The sequence below is a fragment of the Mesorhizobium sp. M1169 genome, assembly GCF_040318345.1.
GTDB lineage: Bacteria > Pseudomonadota > Alphaproteobacteria > Rhizobiales > Rhizobiaceae > Mesorhizobium.
This window is the reverse complement of record NZ_JAMYME010000013.1, coordinates 110393-131814: the sequence shown is the minus strand read 5'-3', so window position 1 is coordinate 131814 and position 21422 is coordinate 110393. Positions and strand designations below refer to the sequence as shown.

The window sequence follows — 21422 nt, the reverse complement described above, 5'->3', positions numbered from 1 at the left end:
CGGGTACAACCGGCGTCTATGGTGCCGCCATCTATCTGGCGGCACCGAATTTGGATCGCGTCTGCATCGGCAGCTTCACCGCCCCTGCAGCACCTTGATCGCGTTGGACATGTCGCCATGCGACAATGCAGCCAGGTAATCCGAGTAGTTGATCCTCCCGTTCGCGAAGCCGTTCATCAATCGCGTGCAGAACGTGTGTTCCAATCCGGCATCCGGGACGTTCATGAGCGCGGCGAGGTTTGCCCTTTCAACCTTGCCGAACCGCATCTTGAATTTGGTCATGCACCGCTGGATCGCCTGCCGTTTCAGCGCCGGGCTGCCGCTCAACGCGACTTGTCCATTCTGGAAATCGGTCTTCGACGTCGTGCATCCGGAAATCAAAGTGGCCGACATCAAAGCTGTTGCTAATACTAACGTCTTCATTGCTTCCCCCAAACCAACCCGTTTGAGACCTGTTAAAGCAACAAAGAATGCCGGGCAACTTCATTGGATTGAAAATTGAAAATATGGTTTCTTGCGCAGGTCTGAGGTTCGTTGCTTCTGCCTGTCAAACCTATCGTTTCAGCAGGAATATCGCTTGCTGGCCGAAAAAGTTCCAGAACCACCAAGGCATGGAGAAGCCGATCCGCTGGCCGTTGGCGTCGAGCGCGGTTGCCTTTTCCACCGTCGCGCCAAGCTCGTCGCACAGATTGACGAAGTCGCGAATGGTGCAGAAATGGATGTTGGGCGTGTCGTACCAGGAATAGGGCAGGTCCTTGGTCACCGGCATGCGGCCGTTGAAGAGCAGCGAAAGGCGCACCCGCCAGTGGCCGAAATTCGGGAATGAGACGATGGCGCGGTTGCCGATCCGGAGCAGTTCGTCGAGCACCAGCTTCGGATTGCGGGTCGCCTGCAAGGTCTGCGACAGAACGACGAAGTCGAAACCCTTGTCGGGATAGAATTGGAGATCCTTGTCGGCATCGCCTTGAATAACCGACAGGCCGCGCGCCACGCATTCGTTGACGCCGCGCTGCGACAGTTCCAGCCCGCGACCGTCGACCTTCTTGGTCTCCTGCAGCAATTCGAGCAGCAGGCCGTCGCCGGAACCGACGTCCAGCACCCGCGACTGCGGCGGGATGAGATCGGCGACGACTTCGAGGTCGACGCGCTGGGCGCGGTTGACGCTCATGCCTTCGGCTCTTGCTCGGCACATGATCCTGATCCGAAAAGTCTGCAACTTTTCGGGGTCATGCGCTGATGCCTGGCGCATGGTCCTGATCCGAACAGCCTGCAACCTTTCGGGGTCATGCGCCAAGCCCTCTTGCCCGGGCGGCCGAGGCGATGAAGCCTTTGATGGCGGCGAACAGTTCGGGCTCGTCGAGCAGGAAGGCGTCGTGGCCGCGGTCGGTCTCGATCTCGACGAACGAGACCGAAGCGCCGGCCGCGTTCAGCGCGTGCACGACCGAGCGGCTCTCCTCGGTCGGGAACAGCCAGTCGCTGGTGAACGAAACCAGGCAGAAGCGCGTCTTGGTGCCGGCGAAGGCATCGGCCAACCGGCCGCCATGGTCGGCGGCGAGATCGAAATAGTCCATCGCCCGTGTCATGTAGAGATAGGAGTTGGCATCGAAGCGATCGACGAAGGTCATGCCCTGATGGCGCAGATAGCTCTCGATCTGGAAGTCGGCATCGAAACCGAAGGTCAGGGCTTCGCGGTCCTGCAGGTTGCGGCCGAACTTGCGGTGCAGCGCTGCTTCCGACAGATAGGTGATGTGGGCGGCCATGCGCGCCACCGCCAGCCCCTTTTCCGGCCGCTTGCCGTGCTCGAAATACTTGCCGCCATGCCAGTCCGGGTCGGCCATCACCGCCTGCCTGCCGACCTCGTGGAAAGCGATGTTCTGCGAGGAATGGCGGGCGCCGGTGGCGATCGGCAGCGCCGAGAAGACGCGCTCCGGATAGCTGGAGGCCCATTGCAGCACCTGCATGCCGCCCATCGAGCCGCCAAGCACGCTGAACAGCTGTTCGATGCCGAAATGCTCGACCAGCATCAGCTGCGCCCGCACCATGTCGCGGATGGTGATGATCGGCAGGTCGAGCCCGTAGGGCTTGGCGGTGGCGGGATTGGTCGAGGCGGGGCCGGTGGAGCCGAGACAGCCGCCGATGACGTTTGACGAGATGACGAAGAAACGGTCGGTATCGATGATCTTGCCGGGACCGATCAGCACTTCCCACCAGCCCGGCTTGCCGGTCACCGGATTGGTGTTGGCGACATGCTGGTCGCCGGTCAGCGCATGGCAGACGAGGATGGCGTTGGAGCGCGCGTCGTTGAGCGTGCCATAGGTCTGGTAGGCGATCTGGAACGGCGACAGCAGCGTGCCGGCGTCGAGCTTGAGCGGCTTGTCGGCGCCGAAACGCAACACCGGGCTCGACGGCTGGTCGGCCTCGTTGTTGGTTTTTCGCGCGCGCAAAGCGACCATCACATCTCCTTGCCCGGCCTTCAGTTGTCCACCGGTCTGGGCAACAAAAAACCGGCCATGCCTTCGCAAAGCCGGTTACAAGATGCAAACGGCCCTTTAGCAAGTTGTTTAACGTGGCTGCAAGCCGACCGGCCAAATCACCACGGAACTGTAGCCGTTCTTCTATGACTCGCGCATGGCTTCGTCAACGGCAAGTTCTTGATCCCGAATTGCCGGCCCCTCGACATTCCGGGCCACGGCTTGTATTTCCGCTGCGGCTTCCGGATGGAGGCACTCTCGACGGATTTCATGAAATGAGCCAGACACCGGATCAGACACGTCCAAAGCCCCGCGCCGGCATCATGGACATCGAAGCCTATGTGCCCGGCAAGAGCGCGGCGCCTGAAGGTGTCGCCAAGGTCCATAAATTGTCGGCGAACGAGAACCCGCTCGGCCCTTCGCCAAAGGCGACAGAGGCCGCGCGCGCGGTCGCCGACAAGCTCGCGGTCTATCCCGACGGCAGCGCCAGGCGCCTGAGGGAAGCGATCGCCGAGGTGCACGGGCTCAACCCGGCGAACATCGTCTGCTCCAACGGCTCCGACGAGATTCTGGGCCTGCTGGCGCAGACCTACCTCGCACCCGGCGACGAAGCCATCATCACCGAACACGGCTTCATGGTCTACAAGATCTACATACAGTCGGCCGGTGCCGTCCCGGTAACGGTCAAGGAGACCGATGAACGCGCCGACATCGATGCGATCCTCGCCGCGGTGACACCGGCTACCCGGATCATCTTCCTTGCCAATCCAAACAATCCAACCGGCACCTACGTGCCGTTCCAGGAGGTGCGCCGCCTGCATGCCGGCCTGCCGCGAAACGTGCTTCTGGTGCTGGATGCAGCTTACGCCGAATATGTCCGGCGCAACGATTATGAAGCCGGCGTCGAGTTGGTGGGCAGCGCGGAAAACGTGGTCATGACCCGCACTTTCTCCAAATTGGGCCTGGGCGGGGCGCGGATCGGCTGGATGTATGCGCCAATGCACGTCATCGACGCGATCAACCGCGTGCGCGGGCCTTTCAACGTCAATGCAACGGCAATCGAGGCCGGCATCGCGGCGATCCACGACCGCGCCCATATCGAACGCAGCGTCGCGCACAACGAGACCTGGCTAGCCTGGCTGAGCGAGCAACTAAGCGGGCTCGGGCTGCGGGTGACACCGAGCGTCGGCAATTTCATCCTCATCCACTTTCCCGAGGACAAAAAGCATTCGGCGGCGGCCGCCGACGACTACCTCAGTGCGCGCGGCTACATATTGCGGCGCGTTTCCGGCTACGGTTTTCCGAACGCGCTGCGCATGAGCATCGGCACCGAAGAGGCCAATCGCGGCGTTGTCGCAGCACTCGCGACATTCCTGAAAAGCTAGAACACCATGACCTCACCGATGTTCGAAAAGATCGCGCTGGTCGGCATCGGCCTGATCGGCTCGTCGCTGGCCCGCGTCATCCGCCGCGAGGGACTCGCCGGCCAAGTCGCGATTTCGACGCGCAGCGACGCGACGCTGGCACGGGCGAGCCAACTCGGCCTTGGCGACACCTATACGACGGATGCGAAAGAGGCGGTTCGCGATGCTGATCTGGTTATCGTTTCGGTGCCGGTCGGCTCTTCAGGCACGGTCGCCGCGGAGATCGCGCCGGCGCTGAAGAAGGGCGCCATCCTCACCGATGTCGGCTCGACCAAGGCGTCGGTGATCGCGCAGATGCAGCCGCACGTGCCTGTTGGCGTGCACTTCATCCCCGGCCATCCTTTGGCCGGCACCGAAAAATCGGGACCGGACGCCGGTTTTGCCGAACTGTTCGAGAACCGCTGGTGCATTTTCACGCCGCTGCCCGGCACCGATCCCGCAGCACTGGAAAAGCTCTCGGAATTCTGGCGCCGCTGCGGCTCCAACATCGACACGATGGACCCGCAGCATCATGACATGACGCTGGCCATCGTTTCGCACTTGCCGCATATCATCGCTTACAACATCGTCGGTACCGCCGACGATCTGGAGTCGGTGACCAAGTCCGAGGTCATCAAATACTCGGCTTCCGGCTTTCGCGACTTCACTCGTCTCGCGGCGTCCGACCCGACCATGTGGCGCGACGTCTGCCTGCACAACAAGGACGCCATTCTCGAAATGCTGGCGCGGTTTTCCGAGGATCTGTCCTCGCTGCAGCGGGCGATCCGCTGGGGCGACGGCGAAAAACTGTTTGACCTGTTCACCCGGACCCGCGCTGTCCGCCGCTCGATCATCGAGGCCGGCCAGGACATCGATGTACCGGATTTCGGTCGCCAGGCAGTCGAACACCCGCCGAAGGGATAAGCCGCGGCAGGCCGATCGCAGGCCGGCCCGGCTTAGAGCGGTTCATCGTTTCACAGAAACGCCGAACGGCTCTATCTCTTTGTTTTGCGCAATTCCGGACGGAAAACCGTTTCACACTTTTCCTGGGATTGCTCTAGTCGAGCGGCTTGATCTTGCCGAGCGGGATGAAGCCGAGCGAGGCCTTGCCCCTGACGATCTTCAGCGGCATCGACGGCTGGTTGCCGAGCAGCGCCAGTCCGGCAAAGCCGGTCTGGATCTCTTTCTTCTGCTCGGGGATGGCGGTGGCGAGGATTGCCGCCACGGCCTTTGGATCATTGAGCCTGATCGTCAGGTCGGCATTTATGAGACCGTCGTCATCGACCGACAGCGGTCCGGAAACGGTGATGCGCGCAGTTCCGGACGACAGATCGAGCTCGTGGATTTCGGCCGCCTGGCCGCGCAGGCTCGTCGGATTTGCCTTGATCAGTGTCAGGCCGTTCTTCAGCGTCACGTCGCCGCTGCCGTCGAGCGGCGGCAAGACGCGCCCGCCGATGGCCGCCGCGTCGATTTCAAGATCGGTGAAATTGCCGGCATAGTCGATGTCCGGGCCGTTTGGGCGCAATTGTCCGGTGGCGGTTCCGGCGCTGAACAGCGAGACGGGATCGGTGTCGTCTGCCGGATCGGTCTGGCCGGACAGGCCTTCTGCCTGCAGCGAGAGGCGCCTCGGCAGCGGCCAGGACAGCTTCATGTCGGCCCGCAGATCATCCCAGTCGATCCAGAGCGGGGTCATGCCGGGAACAGAGGTCCTGAGCGGCCCCCTGAGCTCGGCGGCAGGCGACAGAAGCCGGGTGATCTGCGTGGCGGCGTTGATCTTGCCTGTCGATGCCGCGACGTTGCGGCTGTCGTCCTCGTAAGCCAGGCTGTCGCAGGAAACGGTGAAGCTGAAGGGATAGCCGCTGACCGCGAGATTGGCGCAGTCGGCCTTGATGCCTTTGTCGTCGAGATCGGCGACCGCCTTTTTGGTGGCGCTCTCGACCAGGTCCGCCAGGTAGAACCAGCCGGCGCTGTAGATGCCGAACAGCACGAGGATGAAAGCGGCAAGCCACAACAGGCGGCGACGTTGGCTGGGCGGCGGGCGCTCGTCACTTGACGTCATGCTGCGGCTTTCGTTAACGCGGGGTGGCACGGGCGGGCTGTCGCTTGCGGCACCAACAGGTAGACGGACTGAAACACCACCGGTGAGGTGGTCGTCACAATCAGGCTTGGCGATATGGGCGATTTTTGGGTTTTTGGCTACGGCTCACTGATCTGGCGACCGGGATTCGCACATGTCGAGACGCGGCGCGCCCGCCTGCATGGCTACCGCCGTTCGCTCTGCGTCTATTCTTTCGTGCATCGCGGCACGCGCGAACGGCCGGGCCTGGTGCTCGGCCTCGACCGCGGAGGCTCCTGCATCGGGCTGGCGTTCCGGGTTCCAGGCGAGCTGCGCAACGAGGTCATTACCTATCTGCGCGAACGCGAGCTGGTCACCAACGTCTATCTCGAACGTGTGCTCCGCGTTCGCCTCGATAACGAGGAGACGGACAGGCGCGGCACCAATGGGGGCGAGACGGTGGAGGCCGTGGCCTACGTTGTCGACCGCAGCCATGAGCAATATGCCGGCGCGCTCGACCCGGCCGAGGCGGCGGCCGTCGTCCGAGGCGCCGTCGGCCAATCGGGGAGGAATGAGGATTACGTGCTCAGCACGCTGGAGCACCTCGAAGCACTGGGTATAAGCGACCACTGGCTGGAAGAGGTGACAAGACGGATCGCGACGTAGCTTCGGTGCCGTGACGCGGGCTACATCCTGAAAATCTGTTTTCCAAGATCGGCGCGATCCAGGCTGTTTGCCACGGCAAGCTTGAACTCGGTCAGCGCGTGGAGACCGCCGACAGGAACGTGGAAGCCGGGCTGGCCGAAGGTGTCGATAATCTCGCATAGCACAGGCCGGTCGGCTTCGGCAGGCGGCGAAAAGAAGTAGCGATAGATATTCGCCCTGATTTCGACGCCGCTCAGCAAGACATCGAAATTGTGCAGTTCGAAGCGCTCGGCACTCATTCCGCCATTGATCACCATCTGCCCGCCGAGCGCCAGGATGCGGATCAATTCGCCGCTGACAGGTCCGCCGACATTGTCAATGATCCCGTTCAATCCGGCGCCGCCGGTGATATCCATCACCGCTTCCCGGATACTTGCCTTCAAGTCCGAAAGTCAAGAATGGCGGCGGCGCCAAGCGTCTTCAGATCGAAGCTTTGGTGCGAGCGCCGCACAAGCGCGATGACGTTGATGCCGCGTCGTTGGGCGAACTGCATCACCATTGTCGAAATTGACGAATAGCCGGCCGTGACAGCCAGCCACTGGCCAGGCCGCACACGGGAATCCACCAGCAGATCCCACGCGGTAATGGGGTTCACCATCCGCCCGGCGCGTTCGACAGGATAGCCGGCAGGCAACGGGATCAGCCATTCGGCGGGAATGGCGGCGTACTCGGCCCAGCTGCCATAATAGCTGAACGCGACAAGCGTCCCCGGTTCCAACCGAACGTTCTCGCCAACGGCTTCGACGATGCCGGCGCCATGGTTTCCGGCGATCTGCCGGGGAAAATGCGGCTTCTTCGGTTCGGGATAGAGGTTCTGGATAAACAGGAAGTCGCCCGGATTGATCGAGGCCGAGACCATCCTGACCAGCACCTCGCCGTCGCTGATCCGTGGCAACGGCAGGTCATTCACATAGAGCACGTCGCGCGGCGAACCGATGGCGTCAAATACAATTGCTTTCATGCCGGTCTCCATAACAAACGATCCGAGGCCAACAGTCTGAGCCCCGGCCAGACCGTGCTGAGACTTGCGTCAGCGCGGCGGAACCTACGGTCGGCCGGCAAAAGTCAGAATTGGCAGATTTGACAATCTATGTGCCAAACTTGCCAGATCGTTTCTTCAGAGGCTGCTGGTTTGGATACCCGGGACCAGCGCCTTGGGGCCGGACACGGCGCGGCGGGTCGCGGCTTTGTGAAGCGCCGGCGGGCTGGAAAAGAGGCTATGCGTTTGACGTTGCCACGGCGCGACATAGGTTAGCCCGGTCGGCGGCTCCCATCCGCCCCAGCATGAATCACCATGGAGATCAGCCTTGCAGAAACGTCGTCTCGGTCGCACCGACCTATCCATCGCGCCATTGGTTCTGGGCGGCAATGTGTTCGGCTGGACCGCCGATGAGAAAACCTCGTTCGACCTGCTCGACCGCTTTGTCGACGCTGGCCTCGACGCCATCGACACGGCCGATTCCTATTCGCGCTGGATTGCCGGCCACCAGGGCGGCGAATCCGAAACCATCATCGGCAAATGGATGAAAAGCCGCGGCAACCGCGACAAGGTTGTCGTTATCACCAAGGTCGGTTCGGATATGGGACAGGGCAAGAGGGACCTGTCCGCCGCCTATATCGAAAACGCCATCGATGCTTCGCTGAAGAGGCTGCAGGTCGATAGCGTCGATCTCTATCTGTCGCACTGGCCCGACCCGGCGACCCCTTATGAGGAAACGCTCGGCGCCTACCAGAAACTGCTCGACAAGGGCAAAATCCGTTATACCGGCGCTTCCAACCTCGACGCCGCCCAGTTGCGGGCCGCACTTGACGTAGCAAGCCTGCGCGGCCTGCCGCGCTACGAGGTGCTGCAGCCGGAATACAACCTCTACGACCGCTCGTCCTTCGATGGTCCGCTGCGCGATCTGTGCGCGGCCGAGGACATCGGCGTCATCACCTATTTCAGCCTCGCCAAAGGGTTTCTGAGCGGCAAGTACCGGAGCGAAGCCGATCTCGGCAAAAGTCCGCGCGGCAGTGGTGTGAAAGGCTATCTCAACGCGCGCGGCATGCGCATTCTCTCAGCGCTCGATGCGGTGTCGGCCAGACATTCGGCCAAGCCGGCGGAAGTGGCGCTTGCCTGGGTCATGGCGCGGCCCGGCGTCACCGCCCCGATCGCCAGCGCGACGACGCTCGACCAGCTCGACAGCTTGGTGCGTGCCGCGTCGTTGCAGCTCGGCCCGGACGATATCGCCGAGCTCGACAAGGCCAGCGCGTAGCCGCGCACGATCGTTCAAGACCGGCGCCGCTGCCTTGCCCTACCGTCCCTGCCTCGTCACAGGATGCAGAGACGTCGCATGGCCGGACAGGGTCTTATCGATCAGCAGCTATGGCAGCGATTGCTGGCGCTTGTGTTGGCGTCGGCCATCGTCATGGGCAGCCCGGGGCCGGCGACGATAAGCGTCACCGCGATCGGCGCCGCGTTCGGCCTGCGCGGTTCGCTGCGCTATGCCTCGGGAATCGTTGTCGGGACGGTTCTCGTGCTTTTGGTGGTGGCGACGGGCATCATGGCCGTTCTCACCGCGCTGCCGAAGCTCGCAGCGCTGTTGGCGGTCGCGTCAGCAGCCTACATCCTCTATCTGGCGTTCAAGATAGCGACGGCGCCGCCGCTGGCGGCACGCATTGGTGGGGCGGCACCTCCCACTTTCCTGGGCGGGTTCCTTCTGGCCGTTGCCAATCCGAAAGCTTATGTGGCGATTGCCGCCGTGTTCGCCGGCGCGTCTCCTGGCGCCGGCGGTCTTGCTATTTCAGCCAAGCTGGCGGTCCTCGCCTTGATGATTGCTGCCATTCATCTCTTGTGGCTTCTCGCCGGCGCGGCTTTTGCACATTTGCTGCGCAAACCGCTGGCGTCGCGGATCATCAATCTGGTGTTTGCCGTGACGCTGGTTGCAACAGCCGCCCTGGCTGCCTTGCCGTGAGCCTTTCCGGCATGCGCGGCGGGTGTCTCAGCCTTTCAATTCAGGTTTCGCATCGAGCTCACCAAGCCGTTTCATTGCCGTCGGCGGCATCGGCGGCGGGTTCGGCGTCTGTGCCGCCTCGACGAGAAGCTGGTCGCAGGCGGCTTCCGTCTCGCCGATCAGCCGTTGCATGAATTCGTCCTTGCCGAGGCCGGGCGGGATCGGCGGCAGGAAGCGCGCCTTGATCGTGCCGGGATAGCGCAGGAATTTGCGGCGCGGCCAATAGAGACCGGCGACGTGGGCGACCGGCACCACCGGAATGCCAAGCTGGGCATAAAGTTCGACGATGCCATATTTGTAGACCGGTTCGTCGCCCGGCGCCCGGCGGGTGCCCTCGGGGTAGATGATCAGCTGGCGCGGATTGCGCGCCAATTCCTGTTTGGTCGCGGCGATCACCGTCTTCAATGCCTTCGAGCGGCTGCCGCGGTCGACAGGAATCATCCGCATCTTCAAAATGTACCAGCCGAAGAACGGGATCCAGGTCAGCTCCCGTTTCAATATGTAAACGGGATCGTCGAGATAAGGCAGGAAAGCGATCGTGTCCCAGAAGGACTGGTGCTTCGGCGCCAGGATGAAGGAGCCGTCAGGCAGGTTTTCCTGGCCGGTGATCTCACTTCTGGTGCCGGCGATCTTGTCGTAGAGCCACATGCTGGTGCGCGACCAGAATTTCGGCACGAACCAGGCGCGATGGCGCGGCGACAGGAAATAATACGGGGTCCAGAGGATCATCTGGACGATCAGATTGAGGTAAAAGGCGAGATTGAACGCCAGCGAGCGGAAATACAGCATACAACAAGTGCCCGGTGAGGAGGTGTGCGTTCGTTACACCAAGCGCCGGCAAAAAGGAAACGCTGCGAGGCGGGCGATCGGCCCGGCCTTGCGAGGGCCGTCTTCGTCACGTTTCCCACGCGGCCTGCAGCAGGCGCTGTCTCAGGCGCGGGGCGGCGAAGTCGAGGAATGCGCGCAGCTTCACCGGCAGTAGCCCCTGGCCGGCATGGACGAGGCTCACCGGCCATGGGTCTGGCTCAAACTCTTGCAGCACCGGGCGCAGCGTACCCGACCGGACTGCGGCGGCAATCTGATAGGAAAGCAGCCTCGTCACGCCGACGCCGGCAATCGCCGCATCGATCGCTGCCTCAGCCGTGTTGACCCGTAACCTGGAGCGGATCGGCACGCTGAATTCGGTCTTGCCGGTGGCGAAGCTCCAGGCTGCGGCGGTGAGCCCTTCGAAGGTGATGGCACTGTGTGCTGCAAGCTCCTGCGGCGTTTTCGGTGTGCCGTGCTCGGCGAGATAGGCCGGGCTCGCGCAAACGACGCGGCGGATTGAGCCCAGGCGGGTGGCGATCAGGCTCGAATCGGCAAGCTCGCCGATGCGGATGGCGAGGTCGATGTGCTCTTCGACCAACTGGGTTATCCGGTCGGCGAGTGTCAGCCGCACACCTACCTCAGGATAGACGGAGAGGAAGCTGGTGACGACCGGCAGCACATGCAGGCGGCCGAAGACGATCGGCGCAGTGACGATGAGTTCGCCGGTCGGGGCATTGTATTCGCCGGCGGCTATTCGCTCGGCCTCGCCGACCTCGTCGAGAATGCGACGACAGGCGGCGAGATAGGCATGGCCTGCATCGGTCAGCGACAGCTGCCGCGCCGAGCGGTTCAACAGCCGTGTCTTCAAATGCTTTTCCAGGTCCGAAACCTTGCGGCTGACCGTCGTCAGCGGAATGCCGAAGCGGCGCCCGGCAGCCGAGAGGCTGCCTGTCTCCGCCGCGGCAACGAAAAGCGACATGGACTGGAGGCGATCCATAGCTCTCCCGAAAATTTGCCCTCCCGAAAAACGGAAGGATAGATTGCAGATATGGCATCTGCATCTCGAAGATGGAAGGACCTATTTCCTGACTAGCAATACAGCGCAGCTTGGCGCTTGAGGAGGCTTCCATGAACGCTCACACCAGCGATGTTGCTTTCACCCCGACGGTGAAGGCGATTCAGGCGCGCAAGGGCTCGCGCCAGGCCTATGCCCGTGTCGAGGAGCGTGGCGGCTGGCAGGCGGCAATCACGCCCGATCTCGCCGCCTTCATCGAGGCGCAGACCAGCGTCTTTCTGTCGACCGCCAATGCGGACGGGCAGCCTTACATCCAGCATCGCGGCGGGCCTGCCGGTTTCCTCACGGTGCTCGACGAACGGACGATCGGCTTTGCCGATTTTTCCGGCAACAGGCAGTTCATCACCCAGGGCAACCTCAGCGACAACCCACAGGCTTTCCTATTCCTGATCGATTATGCGCACCGGCAGCGCATCAAGATCTGGGGCAGGGCGCGCGTCGTCGAGGGCGATGCCGAGCTGACGGCAAAGCTGATGCCGCAAGACTATAAGGCGCGACCCGAGCAGGTTATCCTGTTTACGGTTTCGGCTTGGGATTCAAATTGCTCGCAGCACATCCCGCAGCGTTTCGAAGCGGCCGACGTGGCGGCGGCGCTGGGCGAACGCGACAAGCGCATCGAACGGCTCGAACAGGAGATCGCACGCTTGCGATCAGATGCTGCAGCCAGGGAATAAGAGCTAGGGAATAAAAGTGCCGGTGCCGTTCAGTTTCCGCCCGCGGCGTCGGCCAGCGTGACGCCGTTGGGCGATTGCTTCACCGGCATGATGCCGCGCGCCAGCGCCAGCAGGTATTTGTTATATTCGGTGAACAGCACGCGCAGCGCTTCTGGCTTGGTCAGCCAGCCGCCATTCTCGAGGTTGGTGTTGACCACCGGATAGGGTTCGAGCCTGGCGCCGTGCAGCAGCCGGCCCATTTCCAGCAGGCTGCGCGGCATGTGATAATTGTTGGTGACGAGAATGACGGTGCCGTAGGCATGGTCCTCGACCCATTTGGCACTTTCCTCGGCATTGCCGATCGTGTCGAGCGCGGCGCGGTCGATGTCGACGCAGCAGGAAAACAGCCTCTTGTCGCCGCCGGTCGCGGCCTGAAGCTGGCGGCGGCTGGCGGAGGGATGGACGCCGCTGATCAGCAGCCGCTCGCCCTTGCCTAAGGCAAGCAGGCCCATTGCAGCGTCGAGGCGCGATTGGCCGCCGGTCAGCACGATGATAGCGTCGGCCCTTGCCGGATTGGCGGGCGTAGTCAGGCGGCTGACGGTATTGGCGAACCAGCCGAAGCCGGCGACAAACAGCGCCATAAAGGCGAGCAGAAGGAGAGCCGAGATGCGCAAGGAGCGGCCTGCCAGCAGCCGCCCATGTTTGGCAAACTGATCCGGCTTGGCAAATTCATCAGGCTCGGCGAATACAGGCGGGCGCGCAACCAGCACTGGCATGCATCCAGCGGTATCGGTCGAGTCCCGAACGTCCATCATGAAATGGTTAATCCCGAAATACGGCCTTTGGTAGGAAAAAAATGCAATTTTCGTGACGATGCGTTTTCATCCGTGATCGATCTTTCCTTTAGCCGGCGTCCGGCTGGCGAATGTCGATGTCGCTGAGATAAGCAACCACGGTGAAATGGGAGGTTGCCGCCGTCAGCGCGCCGATCACCAGCACCATGACAGCGACCCCGAGATAACCCGCCGAGCCGATGGCGAAATTGCCGAACAGGGCGGTCGCCTGGTCGGCCTGCGGCGTTGCCATGTTGTGTGACGACCACCAGGAGAAGACGATGAAGACCAGGATCGCTGCGGCGCCGCCTGCCGCGGCGCCCTTCATGCCGGTGACCAGAAAATGCCGGCGGAATTCGCGCGCGATGAAGCGCGCCTCGGCGCCGACGAAATGCAGCACCTCGATGATGTGGCCATTGCCGGCCATGGCGCCGCGCGTCGCGAATACAACGGTCAGCACCGTCGCAGACAGCATCAGCGCCAACACTGCGATACCGATCGTTACCGTGGTGCGGGCCATGGCAACCAGCCGGTCGACCCAGGTGCGATGATCGTCGAGCGAGGCGCTCGGCAGCTTCGGCGTGATTGCCGCGCGCAGTGCGGCGAAATCGGGCGGACTATTCTCGTCGATGGTGATGATGATCAAGCGCGGCACCGGCAGCTCATCGATGTTCAGGCCCGAGCCTAGCCAAGGCTCGAGCAGTCGGGCCGTTGCTTCGCGATCGATGATCCTGGCGCTTTTCACGCCAGGGAATTCGCCGGCGATCTGCGAGGCCAGCGCAAGTGCGGCCTCCATGTCGAGGCCGTCGACCGGCTTGATCTGGATGGTCGCTTCGCGCGAGATCTGGTTCTCCCAGACGGAGGCGGTGTCACGCACCAGCGTGACTGCGCCAAACGTCAGACAGGACAGAAACGTCATGATGGCAATGACCAGCACCAGCGCCCGGCCGGCGATGTTCTGCGCCGGCACGATCGGCGCCATTTTGCGCTGGACGCGGGGCTTTGCCGCCGCGGCGTCCTGACCCTCGAAATGTTCGACGGAGAGCTCAGTCATAGATGTCCAGCCTTCCGCCGGCCAGGATCATTCGCCGTGCGTCGACCTGTTCCATCAGGCCGAGGTCGTGTGTGGCGATCACCACGGCGGTGCCCAGCCGGTTGAGCTCGATGAACAACCGCAGCAAGCGTCGCGCCAGCGGCGGGTCGACATTGCCGGTCGGCTCGTCGGCGAGCAGGATCTCGGGCTGCTCGATCAACGCCCGGGCAATGGCGGCGCGCTGCTTCTCGCCGCCAGACAGCACCGGTGGCAGCACATGCATGCGCTCGCCGAGGCCGACCCATTTCAGCAGCTCGGTGACGTCGGTGCGATAGGTCGCCTCCTCGCGGCCGCGCACGCGCAGCGGCAATGCCACGTTCTCGTAGGTGGTCATATGGTCGAGCAGGCGAAAATCCTGGAACACCACGCCGATGCGACGTCTCAGATGCGGCAATTCGGTGCGCGAGATGCGCGAGCGGTCCTTGCCGAAAATGGTGATCAGGCCGCGCGTCGGCTTCAGCGACATGAACAAAAGCCGCAGCAACGTCGTCTTGCCGGCGCCTGAAGGTCCGCTCAGGAACTGAAAGGAGCGCTCCGGAATGTGCAAGGAGATGTCGCGGAGAATCTCCGGACCCATGCCATAGCGGAGGCCGACATTTTCGAAGCGGATCACTTTCGACGACCTGAAATTCTCGGCGGCAAGATGCCAGCCCTTTCTGTGGAAAGACCATCGGCCGGCATGGTTAACCGACGGTTAATTTGGGGGCTTTTCGAGCGAGTCACAGGGGTTCCGGTGGGGAAGCGTTAACCATTTCCGTTTACCCAAAAGAAACGAACAGCGAACAGGTGCGGTAGTGTTGGGCCATGATGGCTGAGGATCGAACCGCGCGCCCGGTTTCCGGCGAAATCATGACCGATCCGGCCGCCGAGCCGGAACGCATCATGCGCGACGTGACCGCCGAGGTCATCGATGCCGACTATGAGGTGCTGCCCCGCCATTTTACACGTCAAGACTTTGCGCCGCCGCCTGCGCGCATGATTTCCATGCCTTCGATCGAAGGCATGGACATGTTGCGCAAGCCCGAAACCGCCGTCGAACGGCCGTTGTGGGTGCATGGTGGGCCGATCTTCTGGATTGTCGGCGTCGGTGCCGTCTTTGCCGCCTTCTGGATTTCGGGCGGCCATGCGCTGGTTCGTTAGAGCGGCGCCAGAAAATCAACAGGTCACCAGATAAACGATTCGCGACGGTGGGACATCCGACCGTTCGCGGGTGCCCTGCGAAAGATTTGGCCTTGCCAGACGGCACGACATGCCTAGAAACGGGTTGAAGACCGTTTCGGTCGGCTTCGCCTACAAAGGCGATCATTCTGGAAGGGCAGCCAATGCCAGTTGTGCGCGGCAAGGAAATCGAAGTCCTGTTTTCGGCGTCCGCCATCGCGCGGCGGAACCTGGAACTTGCCAAGGAGATCGCCGGGCACGACTACCACGACCTTCTGGTAATCTCGGTGCTGAAGGGATCGTTCATCTTCGCCGCCGATCTTATCCGTGCCATGCACGATGTCGGCCTGTCGCCGGAGGTCGAGTTCATCTTCATCTCCAGCTATGGCGCCGGCACGACCAGCGGTGAGGTGAGGGTGCTGCGCGACATCGACAACGAGGTCGCCGGTCGCGATGTGCTTTTGATCGATGACATTCTGGAATCCGGCAAGACGCTGAGTTTCACCCGCGACCTCATGCTGTCGCGCGGCGCAAGGAGCTGTGCCATCGCCGTGCTGCTCGACAAGCGCATGCGCCGCCAGACCACGCTCAACGCCGACTATGTCGGCTTTGACTGCCCCGATTATTTCGTCGTCGGTTATGGCATGGACGTCGCCCACGCGTTTCGCGAATTGCCGTTCGTCGGCATCGTCAAGGGCGACGCCTGAGGCCTTTTGAAAATTCTACTCCGGCGGTCATCTGACGCGGTTTTCTGCGCTTCCGGTGCTCACGGACTCGAACGTCCGCTCCGGGTCTCGAAAACCACGTCATATGACTCGGCGGAGCGAATTTTGAAAAGGCCTCATGGCCTTCCTGGCTTTCAGGAAACATCAACTTTTCCTCGCCAAATATCCTGCCCATGGCAAATCTCCTGATCGTCGAGGACGATGAATCCGTCCGCACTCTCGCCGCTCGCGCGCTCGAGCGCGCCGGGCATAATGTCACTGTCGCCGCGGACGGCGCACACGGCCTTTCTCTGATCCGGGCGGCGCAAGGGAGCTATGACCTTGTGCTGTCCGACATCCGCATGCCGGAGATGGACGGCATCGAGATGGCCAAGGCGGCAGCGGCGCTGTTCCCGGCGATGAAGATCATGCTGATGACCGGCTATGCCGACCAGCGCGAGCGCGCCGACGAATTGGACGGCATTATTCTCGACGTCGTGCAAAAGCCGTTCACGCTGGCTGAAATCCGCGCCCGCGTCGAACAGGCGCTCGCCTGCTTCGCCTAAGTCCAAGGCCGACCGCCTTCAGGCAGGGTCGCAGGTCGCCGTATTGGCTGGCACGCCGCTCCGGTGCCGGCCGGCATTGAGCGCAAAAAGCTCGGCGCCGATGATGAGGGCTGCGCCGGCCGCCGTCGCTGGTCGCGGCACCTCGGCAAAGAACAGAAAACCCCATAGCGGCGACCAGATGATACCGGTGTATTCGAAGGTGGCGACGCTGTTGGCGGGCGCCAGCCGGTAGGCCTGCGACAACAGGATCATGCCGGCCGAGGCAACGAAGCCGCATGTCCCCATCTTGAGGAGATCCGGCGTCGCCGGCCAGACCCATGGCCGGACGAGGAATTCGAGGCTCGGATGCACGGCGTGGTCAATGCCTGCCAGCCAAAACAATGCCGCCACCAAGGCGGCGCCGACCAGATAGGCGCCGTTCTGATAGAACGCCATGACAGTCGAGGATTCGGTGTCGCCGATCTTGCGTGCCATCAGCTGCGAGAAACCGTAGAGCAGAGCCGAACCTAGCGACAGCAGCGCTGCCCAGTCGAACAAGCCGGCGCCCGGGCGCACCATCACCAGCACGCCGAGCATGCCGACCAGGACGGTGGCGAGCGCCTGCCAGGACACGCGTTCGCCGAGATAGGGGCCGGCCAACGCCATGATGAACAGCGGCGCCATGAAATAGAGCGCCACCGCGTCAGCCAGCGGCAGGGCGGCGATTGCCAGATAGTAGGCCGTGTAGGAGGTGAACTGGATGAAGGCGCGCATCGTCAGCATGCCGAACCGCTTCGACAGGATCGCCTGCAATCCGACATCGGCGTGGACAAGGAAAACCAGGATCGGCAGGGCGACGATCGAGCGGATCGCCATCACCTCGGTGACCGGATAGTGGCTCGACACCGCCTTGACCAGCGGGTCCTGCAGCGAAAAGACCAGCACGCCGAGACAGAGGCTGAGGATGCCGAGCACAAGCCGATTCTGCATAGGCGCTCCTGTCTCCCGCGTGCGTGGCCGAAGGCAGGCCTGCATCCGGGTAAAAAGAACCCGCCGCCGTTTCGGGCAGCGGGTACGAGTGAGGACTTTTGATTGGTCCGCAGCCGATTTCGCGGCCGCATATCCAATGGGTAAGGCGACTATCGTCCCCCGTTTGACATGTTGCAAACGAATTGGAATGATGCCAGCAATCAGATTTTCTTATGGTGGGCACATGCGACCCAATCTCGACAGCGACCTGTTGCGCACCTTCGTGGCGGTCGCCGACACCGGCAATTTCACCAAAGCGGCGGAGCGGGCCGGCCGCACCCAGTCGGCAGTCTCGATGCAGATGAAGAGGCTCGAAGGCATGATCGGCGACAGCCTGTTCGAGCGCGGGTCGCGCGGTGTAGCGTTGACGCAGCGCGGCGGCGAACTCATCGCCAACGCCAGGCGTATCGTTTCACTGCTCGACGAGACGGCGGCATCGATGGTCGCGGCGCCGCTTGGCGGGCCGGTGCGCATCGGTATCCCGGAGGAATATGGCCACGCGATCCTGTCGCGGGCACTCGGCGTCTTTGCCAAGCGCCATCCTCAGGTCGACATCACCGTCCGCTACGCGCATTCCGGTGCGCAAATCGCGGCGCTCGCCGCCGGCGAGCTCGATCTGGCGGTGGTGTTCGAATGGCAGGATCTGTCAGGCGGTGAGGTGCTGATGCATGACCCGACCGTATGGGTGACGTCGGAGCTGCATCACATGCATGAGGAGCGGCCGGTGCCGATCGCGCTCTACAACCGTGCCGGTTGGTGCAAGGATTTCGCCATAAAGTCGCTGGAACAGCGCGGTCTCGCCTATCGTGTCGCCTACACCAGCGATACCAATGGCGGCCTGCGGCTCGCCGTCACCTCCGGATTGGCGATTGCGCCGATCTCGCGCAGCAACATCCCGGCCGGCTGCCGCGAGCTTACGGCCGCCGACGGGTTCGGCGACATCGATTCCTCGAACGTGGTGCTGCGGCGCAATGCGAACGCTTCCGGCGAGGCAATCGACGGCATGGAAGAGGCGATCCGCGAGGCTTTCACCAACCGTTAAAGCATGCCACTCAGCTCGGCGCTGGCGGCCACCACGGACTGCGCGCGGCGATCTTCCGAATACAGGCAGCCTTACTTCAGCTCCAGCAACCGCTCCAGATAGCTGCGCTCGATATCGGGGCTGAGTGCGTTGCCGAGCCGCTTGCGGATCGCTTCGAGGATCTGGCGGGCACGCTGCACGTCGATCTCGTCGGGCACTCTCACCGAACTTCCGTCGTCGGGACCCTCGCTGGTGCGAGGCCGCCCGAGCGGGTCACGGTCGGCATTCTGCTGGCGTCCGCCCTGGCCGTTGCCGCCCTGGTCGCCTTGCATCGCCTGCAGTTGCTTCATCATGTCCTTGGCGCCCCTGCGCAAGGCTTCCAATGCGCGGCCCTGGTGACCGACGGCCTGGTCGCCTTCGCCCTCGCCGAGCGCCTGTTCGGCATTGCCCATGGATTTGCCGGCCTCGCCAAACCCCTCATTGGGGTCGAGGCCCATGCCTTCGAGGCTCTTCCTCAATTGATCGAGCTCGCTCTGCAGCCTGCCCTGGCCTTCCTGCAATTGCTTCAGCGCGTCAGCAAATTCCTGCGGCGTCATCGGGTTCGGCCGGCCGAGGGGATCGCGGTCGTCACCTGGGCCGGGCTTGCCCTCTTCGCCCATCGGGCCTGGCTCACTGTTCTCGCCGAGCTGCTCGTCGCGGTTCTGCCCGCGCTGTTGCTGGCCGCGCTGCATCTGGTCCATGCGGAAAGTGTCGTTCATCATCTCCTGCTGGCGCCGCATGATTTCGCCCAGCTTGTCCATCTGCTGGCGCATCTCGCTGTCCTGCTGACCGCCCTGTTGCTGGCGGCCTGCCTGCAGATTGTTCATCATATCCTGCAGCTCCGACAGCAATTGCTGCGCCTGGTCGCGATTGCCGGATTTCGCCAGGTTCTCGATCTGGTCCATCATGCGGTCGATGTCGCTCTGGCGCAGTTCCTGGCCGTTCTGCTGCATCTGTGGCGCATTCGGATTCTGCTGCGCCCGCGCCGCGAATTCCTGCAGGAACTGGTTCATCGCCTCGCGCAGTTCCTTCATCGCCTTCTCGATCTCTTGGTCGCTGGCGCCGTTCTTGATCGCATCCTGCAGCGCCTGCTGCGCTTGGCGCAGCCGCTTCTCGGCCGCCGACAGATTGCCTTCCTCAATGCCGAGCGCGATCTCCCAGAGGTAAGCGACCTCGTCGCGCAACTGGTCGTCGCTGTCTGCCATCTTCAGCCGGGTGCGGGCGCTCATGATGGCGAGGTAGTGCGCCATGTTGTCGAACGTGTCTTCCGGCCTGAGCGTGATTGCATCCATCAGGTCGAGCACGCGGTCCTTGGCATAGGCGTCGAGCGCCAGTATGCGGCGCTGCTCGACCACAGCCCGCGCCAACGGGTTGGAGAATGGCCGCTCCGGCATCACCAGCGTCTTGGTTTCGCTGGTCGCCGTGTGTCCGGCACCGTCGGTGGCGACAAGCGACAGCTTGACGTTGCCACCTGCCCAGACATGGTCGGTCAGGTCCTTCGTCGTCTTAGCGGCATTGGCCTTGCCGCCGCGGCGCGGCAACGTCAGCGGCATTTCCGGCGGGCCATAGAGCGGATGCGCGTTGGGCACTTGCGGATCGGCCAATGCGAAAACCGCCTTGGCGGAGGCCGCGCCATAGTCGTCGTCGATCTGGTAGTTGAGTTCGAAGGCGCCGTTGACGGCGCGCTTCGGCTCGCCGACAAAGCGGATCTGCGGCGGCTTGTCGGGAATTATGGCGAAGGCCCAGCGGCCGAGCTCGCCGTCGCTGGACTGCAGCGTCAGCGTGCCGTCGGCCGTTAACTTGCCGCTGAACTGGCGCACGGTGGAAGGCGGTGCCGGACTTGCCTCAGTCTTGGCGGCTTGCGGCCCGGTCGGATCGATGGCGCGGGTGTTGCCGCCGGTGTCGGCGTAGCTCAGCGTTTCCTCGCCCGAACCGCCGGTGACGCGCAGCGACACATCGCTGCCCTCCGGAACCGTGAAGGTCGGCGGCGCTTGAGTGGCGTTGTTGGCCAGGACCGGGGCGTTCAGGAATACCGGCGGCCTGCCGGTATAGGCCGGCGGCGTCACCCAGGCATCAATGCGCGGCGGCACGACGTCGCGGGCGGCACGGGCAACAAAACCGTCGCTCAGCCTGCCGCCCGATGGCCCAAAGGAGAAGGCAAAGGCAGTGACCAACAAAAGCGCGGCAACGGCGCGCAGCGCCCACGGGTCGCGTTCCGGCACGCGTGTGCGCGGCACGTCGCCGCCAAGCTCGCCCAGCCGGTCCGCCATGCGCCGCTGATGCTCGCGCCACAGGGCTTGCGAAAAAATGCTTTCCTTGCCGCTCGGGCGATCGGTCTGGACCTGCACCGGGCTGTGCAGCAATCGGTTGGCCGCCTCGATGCGGCGGTCGACCTCGGCACTGGATGGCGTGCGGAAGAAACGCAGTGGATAGAGTGCGGCAAGCGCTGCGACGCCGAATGCCGTGATAAGACCGATCCGCGCCAGATCGGGCAAAAATGGGAACAGGCCGAGCCACGAAATGCTGAGGAACAGGCTGGCGACGATGATCAGTGGCAGCAGCAATGGCCAGCCGCGTTCGACGATTATCGAGACCTGCGTCCCCAGCCGGCTCAAGGCAAGGCGCCTGGCCAGACTGCGATCGCTGGTGAAAATGGGTCGTTGTGTCATCGGCCCTTCCTGGCCGGGCGGGATAGCCCAGGCCTCACGAATCTATCGCATGGGCCCGAAAAGTCGATTTTCGGGAAGCACGATGCGAAGACCTAAAATCTTAGCGCGTACTCCGTGCGTCCAAGCGGATGCACATCGCCCTAAGGATACCAACAAACACGGCGAAGG

23 protein-coding genes and 1 riboswitch are annotated in these 21422 nt (G+C 63.0%); of the genes, 10 read left to right on the top strand and 13 right to left on the bottom strand.

The genetic code is table 11. The features are described from left to right. Positions 1–75: 75 nt before the first annotated feature. The 3 genes from NKH41_RS15840 to metX form a co-directional block, all read right to left on the bottom strand. A complete protein-coding gene (locus tag NKH41_RS15840; protein WP_352471436.1) occupies positions 76–423 on the bottom strand; it encodes a hypothetical protein in 348 nt (115 codons plus the stop codon). A gap of 130 nt (positions 424–553) precedes the next feature. Further along, entirely contained in the window at positions 554–1168 is a 615-nt protein-coding gene (metW, locus tag NKH41_RS15835; RefSeq protein ID WP_352540336.1) for a methionine biosynthesis protein MetW, read from the bottom strand. Between the two features lie 115 nt (positions 1169–1283). Further along, on the bottom strand, positions 1284–2453 hold the full coding sequence (gene metX / locus NKH41_RS15830) for a homoserine O-acetyltransferase MetX (RefSeq protein ID WP_292661143.1): 1170 nt from the start codon (positions 2451–2453) through the stop codon (positions 1284–1286). Between the two features lie 76 nt (positions 2454–2529). Continuing rightward, a riboswitch (SAM riboswitch) is annotated at positions 2530–2607 on the bottom strand. A 139-nt stretch (positions 2608–2746) separates the two neighbouring features. Here metX and hisC point away from each other — a divergent pair. Together hisC and NKH41_RS15820 are read left to right on the top strand one after the other, a co-directional pair. Next, positions 2747–3856, top strand: a complete 1110-nt coding sequence (gene hisC, locus NKH41_RS15825) for a histidinol-phosphate transaminase (protein WP_352769996.1) — start codon at positions 2747–2749, stop codon at positions 3854–3856. A 6-nt stretch (positions 3857–3862) separates the two neighbouring features. Then, positions 3863–4798, top strand: a complete 936-nt coding sequence (locus NKH41_RS15820) for a prephenate/arogenate dehydrogenase family protein (RefSeq protein WP_352769993.1) — start codon at positions 3863–3865, stop codon at positions 4796–4798. Between the two features lie 133 nt (positions 4799–4931). Here NKH41_RS15820 and NKH41_RS15815 read toward each other — a convergent pair whose 3' ends face one another. Beyond that, on the bottom strand, positions 4932–5933 hold the full coding sequence (locus NKH41_RS15815; RefSeq protein ID WP_352502688.1) for a DUF2125 domain-containing protein: 1002 nt from the start codon (positions 5931–5933) through the stop codon (positions 4932–4934). Positions 5934–6047: 114 nt separating this feature from the next. On the opposite strand from NKH41_RS15815, the gene NKH41_RS15810 reads away from it, so the two are divergent. Continuing rightward, on the top strand, positions 6048–6596 hold the full coding sequence (locus NKH41_RS15810; protein WP_352769989.1) for a gamma-glutamylcyclotransferase: 549 nt from the start codon (positions 6048–6050) through the stop codon (positions 6594–6596). A gap of 20 nt (positions 6597–6616) precedes the next feature. On the opposite strand, the gene NKH41_RS15805 is transcribed toward NKH41_RS15810, so the two are convergent. Together NKH41_RS15805 and NKH41_RS15800 are read right to left on the bottom strand one after the other, a co-directional pair. Next, positions 6617–6991, bottom strand: a complete 375-nt coding sequence (locus tag NKH41_RS15805; RefSeq protein ID WP_352769986.1) for an MDR/zinc-dependent alcohol dehydrogenase-like family protein — start codon at positions 6989–6991, stop codon at positions 6617–6619. A gap of 23 nt (positions 6992–7014) precedes the next feature. Next, a complete protein-coding gene (locus tag NKH41_RS15800) occupies positions 7015–7596 on the bottom strand; it encodes a quinone oxidoreductase family protein (protein WP_352769983.1) in 582 nt (193 codons plus the stop codon). A gap of 346 nt (positions 7597–7942) precedes the next feature. On the opposite strand from NKH41_RS15800, the gene NKH41_RS15795 reads away from it, so the two are divergent. Together NKH41_RS15795 and NKH41_RS15790 are read left to right on the top strand one after the other, a co-directional pair. Continuing rightward, on the top strand, positions 7943–8890 hold the full coding sequence (locus NKH41_RS15795; RefSeq protein ID WP_352777437.1) for an aldo/keto reductase: 948 nt from the start codon (positions 7943–7945) through the stop codon (positions 8888–8890). 78 nt (positions 8891–8968) lie between these two features. Next, positions 8969–9589 (top strand): LysE family translocator, encoded by a 621-nt coding sequence (locus tag NKH41_RS15790; RefSeq protein WP_352616039.1) that lies wholly within the window; start codon positions 8969–8971, stop codon positions 9587–9589. Positions 9590–9616: 27 nt separating this feature from the next. Here the strand turns inward: NKH41_RS15790 and NKH41_RS15785 are convergent, their stop codons facing one another. After that, positions 9617–10417, bottom strand: coding sequence for a lysophospholipid acyltransferase family protein (locus NKH41_RS15785; RefSeq protein ID WP_352769978.1), 801 nt, complete (start codon positions 10415–10417; stop codon positions 9617–9619). Positions 10418–10523: 106 nt separating this feature from the next. Beyond that, entirely contained in the window at positions 10524–11432 is a 909-nt protein-coding gene (locus NKH41_RS15780) for a LysR family transcriptional regulator (RefSeq protein WP_352540197.1), read from the bottom strand. Positions 11433–11563: 131 nt separating this feature from the next. Here NKH41_RS15780 and NKH41_RS15775 point away from each other — a divergent pair, with 131 nt between their 5' ends. Then, positions 11564–12184 (top strand): pyridoxamine 5'-phosphate oxidase family protein, encoded by a 621-nt coding sequence (locus NKH41_RS15775; RefSeq protein WP_352540196.1) that lies wholly within the window; start codon positions 11564–11566, stop codon positions 12182–12184. A 29-nt stretch (positions 12185–12213) separates the two neighbouring features. On the opposite strand, the gene NKH41_RS15770 is transcribed toward NKH41_RS15775, so the two are convergent. The 3 genes from NKH41_RS15770 to ftsE form a co-directional block, all read right to left on the bottom strand. After that, entirely contained in the window at positions 12214–12978 is a 765-nt protein-coding gene (locus NKH41_RS15770) for a YdcF family protein (RefSeq protein WP_352687400.1), read from the bottom strand. An 88-nt stretch (positions 12979–13066) separates the two neighbouring features. Beyond that, a complete protein-coding gene (locus tag NKH41_RS15765; RefSeq protein ID WP_352616030.1) occupies positions 13067–14050 on the bottom strand; it encodes a cell division protein FtsX in 984 nt (327 codons plus the stop codon). Next, complete coding sequence (ftsE, locus tag NKH41_RS15760; protein ID WP_023677923.1) at positions 14043–14702, bottom strand: cell division ATP-binding protein FtsE; 660 nt, start codon at positions 14700–14702, stop codon at positions 14043–14045. The genes NKH41_RS15765 and ftsE overlap by 8 nt, the downstream gene beginning before the upstream one ends. Before the next feature lie 236 nt (positions 14703–14938). On the opposite strand from ftsE, the gene NKH41_RS15755 reads away from it, so the two are divergent. The 3 genes from NKH41_RS15755 to NKH41_RS15745 all read left to right on the top strand — a co-directional run bounded on the left by NKH41_RS15755 (position 14939) and on the right by NKH41_RS15745 (position 16517). Beyond that, the gene (locus NKH41_RS15755; protein ID WP_352683073.1) at positions 14939–15229 is read left to right on the top strand and encodes a hypothetical protein; all 291 of its coding nucleotides are present in this window, start codon (positions 14939–14941) and stop codon (positions 15227–15229) included. Between the two features lie 182 nt (positions 15230–15411). Then, the gene (gene hpt / locus NKH41_RS15750; RefSeq protein ID WP_352616025.1) at positions 15412–15954 is read left to right on the top strand and encodes a hypoxanthine phosphoribosyltransferase; all 543 of its coding nucleotides are present in this window, start codon (positions 15412–15414) and stop codon (positions 15952–15954) included. 191 nt (positions 15955–16145) lie between these two features. Then, positions 16146–16517: a response regulator gene (locus tag NKH41_RS15745; protein ID WP_352540192.1), complete on the top strand. Its 372-nt coding sequence runs from the start codon at positions 16146–16148 to the stop codon at positions 16515–16517. 18 nt (positions 16518–16535) lie between these two features. Here the strand turns inward: NKH41_RS15745 and NKH41_RS15740 are convergent, their stop codons facing one another. Beyond that, entirely contained in the window at positions 16536–17486 is a 951-nt protein-coding gene (locus NKH41_RS15740) for a DMT family transporter (RefSeq protein WP_352933048.1), read from the bottom strand. A 223-nt stretch (positions 17487–17709) separates the two neighbouring features. On the opposite strand from NKH41_RS15740, the gene NKH41_RS15735 reads away from it, so the two are divergent. After that, the gene (locus NKH41_RS15735) at positions 17710–18567 is read left to right on the top strand and encodes a LysR substrate-binding domain-containing protein (RefSeq protein WP_352471415.1); all 858 of its coding nucleotides are present in this window, start codon (positions 17710–17712) and stop codon (positions 18565–18567) included. Positions 18568–18638: 71 nt separating this feature from the next. Here the strand turns inward: NKH41_RS15735 and NKH41_RS15730 are convergent, their stop codons facing one another. Beyond that, positions 18639–21254: a TIGR02302 family protein gene (locus tag NKH41_RS15730; protein ID WP_352540191.1), complete on the bottom strand. Its 2616-nt coding sequence runs from the start codon at positions 21252–21254 to the stop codon at positions 18639–18641. Positions 21255–21422: the final 168 nt, after the last annotated feature.